The sequence below is a fragment of the Nocardioides sp. CPCC 206348 genome (assembly GCF_048654705.1).
Lineage (GTDB): Bacteria > Actinomycetota > Actinomycetes > Propionibacteriales > Nocardioidaceae > Nocardioides.
In genome coordinates, this window is the sequence record NZ_JBMCZA010000186.1 from 19274 (window position 1) to 23503 (window position 4230).

Below are 4230 nucleotides of genomic sequence, written 5' to 3' on the forward strand. Positions count from 1 at the left end.
GCAGGACCTGCCGACCTTCTTCGACCGCTTCGCCTTCGGGCTCGTGGCCGGGGTCCTCGTGTTGCTCACCGGCGGCCTCGAAGCCGGCATCGCGATGCACGTGCTCAACAACTTCCTGGCCTTCGGGCTGGCGCTGTCGTTCGGCGACATGACCGAGGCGTTGCACCCGTCCGGCGGCACCTGGTGGTCCATCCCCGTGACCCTGACGCAGTCCTTCGTCTACCTGGGACTCGCCCTGTGGGCAGCCCGCCGGATGGGCCTCGCCAACCGCGCCGAAGGCCCGGGGGATGGGGCCATTTTGGAGGCCCGGCAGGGCCGCGTGTAATGTTCCCCCTCGGCTCGCTCCCTCGGGAAACGGGCTGAGAGCAAGCAGTTCTGCAGTGGCCTATGGTGTAATTGGCAACACGACTGGTTCTGGTCCAGTTATTCTAGGTTCGAGTCCTAGTAGGCCAGCGAGTTCTTTCGAGAGCCGCTGAAGCGGGGCCTGAATTTGGCCCAGCAGAAGCACGATCGCTAGAGTTCACGTCGTTGTCAGTGGCCCGCAAGGACCGCGAGCGACAAGGAAGCCCCCGTTGTGTAGCGGCCTAGCACGGCGCCCTCTCACGGCGTTAGCGCCGGTTCGAATCCGGTCGGGGGTACAACACAGAAGGGCCCGGTCCACTGGACCGGGCCCTTCTGCGTTTCCTACGACACGCGTTCGACCTCGAGCAGGGTGATGGCTCCCTCGGGACAGGAGCCGGCCGCGTTGGTTGCGTCCTCCACCTGGTCGGCGGGTACGTCGATGGTCTGGCCCCGTGCGGTCACGAAGCCGTCGTCGTCGTCCTCGAGCAGGTCCTCCGCCAGGTTGTAGCAGCGCCCGTGCCCGCGGCACAGGTTGGCGTCGATCGTGAGCTTCATGCCTCGACCTCCCACGTGAGCGGCAGTGTCAGCAAGGTCATCATGGCCCCGCCCCCGCGCTCCATCAGTGGCTCGCCGCCCGCCACCGAGAACTCCGGGATGACCCGCAGCCACTCCTCGACGGCGACCTGCATGATCATGCGGGCCAGGTGGGCGCCCAGGCAGCGGTGGGGTCCACCGGCGAAGCCGAGGTGGTTGTTGGACTTGCGCTCCACGATGAACTCGTCGGGCTGGTCGTAGACACGGGGGTCGCGGTTGGCTCCGGAGACGAGCCCGTAGACCATGTCGCCCTTGCGCAGCGGGCAGCCGTGGAACTCGGTGTCCTGGGCGACCTTGCGGCCGTCGCCGAAGACGATCGTGTAGAGGCGCAGGGACTCCTCGACGGCCGAGGGGATCAGTTCGGGCTGGGCGACCAGCTTGCGCCGGTCGTCGGGGTTCTCCGCGAGGTGGCGGAAGAGATAGCCCAGCTGGCCGCGGGTCGTGTCCAGGCCGGCCAGGACGAGCACCGTCAGGATGTCCAGGACCAGGTCGTCGCCGAGCGGCTCGTCGTCGATGGTGCTGTGCATCAGCAGCGACACGAAGTCGTTGTCCAGCAGCGGTTCGTTGCGCCGGGCCTCCAGCACGGCCACCCAGTACTGCCGGATTCCGCCGAGGGCAGCGCCCATCGCCTGCTGCTGCTCGAGGTCGCCGCCGAAGCCGGCGAAGAAGTCCTCCACCCACGGCACGAACAGGTCGGCGTCGGAGTTCGGGACGCCGATGATCGTCAGGAAGATCTCGGTCGGCAGCCGCATGGCGAAGTCGGTCACGAAGTCGCACTCACCGCGAGCCGCGAGCTCGGCGACCAGGCGCTGGCCGATCTCGTGCGCCTGCGGACTCACCCGGTTGACGGCGTTGGGGGCGAACCACTTGCTGATCAGCTGGCGGTACTTCGCGTGGTTGGGCGGGTCGATCTGGGTCGGGACGAACCGGTAGGCCGGCTCCGGCTCCCAGGGTGTGATCGATTCGCTGGAGAAGATCTCCGGGTGCTGGTACATCTCGCGCACCTCGTCGTACCGCGTGAAGACCCAGTAGCCCTGTGCGTGGGTGTTGAAGAACGCAGGGCTGGTCTCGCGCAGCTCGTTGGCGAGCTGCCAGTGGCTGCCCGCCTCCAGCGGGGGTGACGCATCGAGATGGATGACCGGGCATCCGGTCGGCACACCTGGGGGCTTGGTGGCTACGCGCTCGGCTGCCAGGTCGGTCATGGTTCCTCGCTCTCTCCACCGCTCGACACCGCGAACGGGCAAACTGAGTTTGGTTCAGTTACGCAGGCAAATGTAATCCCGCTCACACCGCTCCGCAATGACTCGATCTGATGGATTTTTCGGTCCGCGCCGCCCGGGGGCGAGGTCGGGGCTTCGCAAAATGTGATGCTTGACACGAGTTCAGTTCAGTTCTACGTTTCGGATCTACCCCCGACTCGGGCGTTCCGAAGGAGACAGCGTTGACACCGACACAGCAGGTCACCTCGGTCGAGGCGCCGGTCATCACCCCGGAGCCCGACGGATCGCCGCGCCGCGCGATCGGTCCGCGTCTGATCCTGGGCAAGCTGGCGCCGCGGCGGATCAGTGCGATCTACCTGCTGGGCGTCTTCATCGTGCTCTTCGGCGCCCTGCGCCCCGAGACCTTCCTGACCGAGGTCACCTTCACCCTCATCTTCCGCTCGGGCGTGGTGACCTGCATCCTGGCGCTCGCGTTCCTCGTGCCCCTGACAGCGGGTGTGTACGACCTGTCCATCGGGTCGGTGATGGCGTTGTCGCTGGGGACGATCGTGTTCCTGTCGCTCAACACGGATCTCTCGGCGCCGGTCACCGTCGTCATCGCCCTGCTCGCCTGCGCCCTGTCCGGCGCCGTGTCCGGCTTCATCGTGGTGAAGCTGCACGTCGACTCGTTCATCGCGACGCTCGGGGTGAGCCAGGTGCTCACCGGCGTGGTGTTGCTGATGTCGAAGAACACCCAGCTGATCGGCGACTTCCCGGAGTACTGGTCCGAGCTCGGCAACGGGGACCTGCTGGGTGTTCCCCGGGTGGTCTACATGCTCGTGCTGCTGGCCCTGGTGATGTGGTACGTCCTCGAGTTCACCTCGATCGGTCGCCACCTGCTCGCCACCGGCGGCAATCGCGAGGCCGCGCGCCTCGCCGGCGTACCGACCGAACGGGTGCTGTGGAGCGCCTTCATCGCCAGCGGCGTGATCGCCGGCATCGCCGGGGCGATCTTCTCGATGCAGAGCTCGGTGTTCTCCGCGAGCATCGGTCCGGGCTACCTCTTCCCGGCGGTCGCCGCGGTGTTCCTCGGCGCCTCCCAGCTCTCCCAGCGTCCCAACGTCTGGGGCACGTTGATCGCCTACTTCGCCCTGGCCTTCGGCATCCAGGGCCTCGCGCTGACGACGGCCTCGGGTTCGGTCTGGAGCCAGCCGGTCTTCCAGGGCGTCTCGCTGATCATCGCGGTCGCCGTCGCCAGCCGACCGGTGGTGCGCAAGCTGCGCACCTCGAAGGCGACCGGGTCGGTGGCCTGAGATGACCACCGCGCAGGTCGCGCCCGTCCTGACGATTCGGGGGCTCTCCAAGACCTTCGTGTCCACCAGGGCGCTGCGGGACGTCGACTTCGATCTTCGTGCCGGCGAGATCCATGCGCTGATCGGGCAGAACGGCTGCGGGAAGTCGACCCTGATCAAGATCCTCGCCGGTTTCCACCAGCCCGACCCGGGTGTGGAGATCAGGCTCGCCGGCCAGGAGCTCGACCTGGCCCGTACGGCGGACTCGCACGACGCCGGGTTCCGGTTCGTCCACCAGGACCTGGGACTGGTCGGCAGCCTCAACACGGTCGAGAACCTCATGCTCGGCCGCGAGGTGACCACAGCGCGTGGTGGTCGGATCCGCTGGGACGCCGAGCGCCGCGACGCGGAGCGCCGGATGGCCGACCTCGGCTACGGGTTCGACGTCCTTCGCCCGGTCGTCGAGCTCGGCGCTGCCGAACGCACCGGCGTCGCGATCGCGCGCGCTCTGTGGGACTGGGAGGCCGCCCGGGTGCTGGTGGTCGACGAGCCGACCGCGTCGCTGCCGCGTGAAGAGGTGGCGACCCTCTTCGCTGCGCTCGAGCGGGTACGTCGTGCCGGGCTCGGCGTCATCTACGTCTCGCACCGCCTCGACGAGATCTTCGCGATCGGGGACCGGGTCACCGTGCTCAAGGACGGAACGCTCGTCGGGACGTGGAACGTCGCCGACATCACCCAGGACGACCTGGTCAGCTCGATGATCGGCGGCGAGGAGCTGCGCAAGCGTGGCGAGGGTGAGGTCC

At 67.6% G+C, this 4230-nt stretch carries 4 protein-coding genes, 2 tRNA genes and 1 pseudogene; 5 read left to right on the top strand and 2 right to left on the bottom strand.

Translation table 11 applies throughout. The features are described 5' to 3' along the window. The 3 genes and pseudogenes from ACOADB_RS15345 to ACOADB_RS15355 form a co-directional block, all read left to right on the top strand. Positions 1-325, top strand: a pseudogene (locus ACOADB_RS15345) (CPBP family intramembrane glutamate endopeptidase); the annotation flags it as partial. A gap of 56 nt (positions 326-381) precedes the next feature. Next, positions 382-453 (top strand) — tRNA-Gln (locus ACOADB_RS15350). A 112-nt stretch (positions 454-565) separates the two neighbouring features. Then, positions 566-638: transfer RNA gene (locus ACOADB_RS15355), tRNA-Glu, on the top strand. Positions 639-684: 46 nt separating this feature from the next. Here ACOADB_RS15355 and ACOADB_RS15360 read toward each other — a convergent pair. After that, a complete protein-coding gene (locus ACOADB_RS15360) occupies positions 685-897 on the bottom strand; it encodes a ferredoxin (RefSeq protein WP_378600259.1) in 213 nt (70 codons plus the stop codon). Beyond that, positions 894-2138: a cytochrome P450 gene (locus tag ACOADB_RS15365; RefSeq protein WP_378600261.1), complete on the bottom strand. Its 1245-nt coding sequence runs from the start codon at positions 2136-2138 to the stop codon at positions 894-896. The genes ACOADB_RS15360 and ACOADB_RS15365 overlap by 4 nt, the downstream gene beginning before the upstream one ends. A 239-nt stretch (positions 2139-2377) precedes the next feature. Between ACOADB_RS15365 and ACOADB_RS15370 the strand changes: the two genes are divergently transcribed. Further along, a complete protein-coding gene (locus ACOADB_RS15370; RefSeq protein ID WP_378600264.1) occupies positions 2378-3448 on the top strand; it encodes an ABC transporter permease in 1071 nt (356 codons plus the stop codon). Position 3449: 1 nt separating this feature from the next. Further along, on the top strand, positions 3450-4230 hold a 781-nt coding region (locus tag ACOADB_RS15375), incomplete at its 3' end, for an ATP-binding cassette domain-containing protein (RefSeq protein WP_378600266.1).